Origin of the sequence: Pseudomonas sp. KB_15, assembly GCF_052114525.1 — a bacterium.
In the GTDB taxonomy this organism is placed as follows: Bacteria; Pseudomonadota; Gammaproteobacteria; order Pseudomonadales; family Pseudomonadaceae; genus Aquipseudomonas.
Genome location: NZ_JBFREX010000125.1, coordinates 1 through 591 on the forward strand (window position 1 = coordinate 1; position 591 = coordinate 591).

A 591-nucleotide genomic window follows, 5' to 3' on the forward strand; every position below is an offset into this window, starting at 1 on the left:
CATCGTCGCATCGTCGGCGGAGCGGATGCCGCGAAGTTCTCGATCGTTTCAGGCACAGGCGTGCTGAGCTTTATCTCTGCACCCAACTTTGAAGCGCCGACTGATTCGGGGGCGAACAACGTCTATGACGTGATTGTGCGGGCATCGGACGGCACGCTGTTTGACGACCAGGCGATCGCGGTAACCGTGACGGGAGTCAACGACAACTCACCGGTGATCAGCTCCAACGGTGGTGGTGCAACGGCTTCGGTCAACGTGGCGGAAAACACCACGGCGGTCACGACGGTGGCGGCGACCGATGCTGATCTGCCTGCACAAACGCTGGGCTACAGCATCGTCGGCGGAGCGGATGCCGCGAAGTTCTCGATCGTTTCAGGCACAGGCGTGCTGAGCTTTATCTCCGCACCCAACTTTGAAGCGCCGACTGATTCGGGGACGAACAACGTYTATGACGTGATTGTGCGGGCATCGGACGGCACGCTGTTTGACGACCAGGCGATCGCGGTAACCGTGACGGGCGTCAACGACAACTCCCCGGTGATCACCTCCAACGGTGGCGGTGCGACGGCTTCGATCAACGTGGCGGAGAAC

Annotated in this window: 1 protein-coding gene; it reads left to right on the forward strand. The window is 60.8% G+C overall.

Features of this window, described 5'->3' with window-relative positions; translation table 11 throughout:
• A partial coding sequence (locus tag AB4Z35_RS30015) for a cadherin domain-containing protein (RefSeq protein ID WP_442101163.1) occupies nt 1–591 on the forward strand: 591 nt, incomplete at both ends.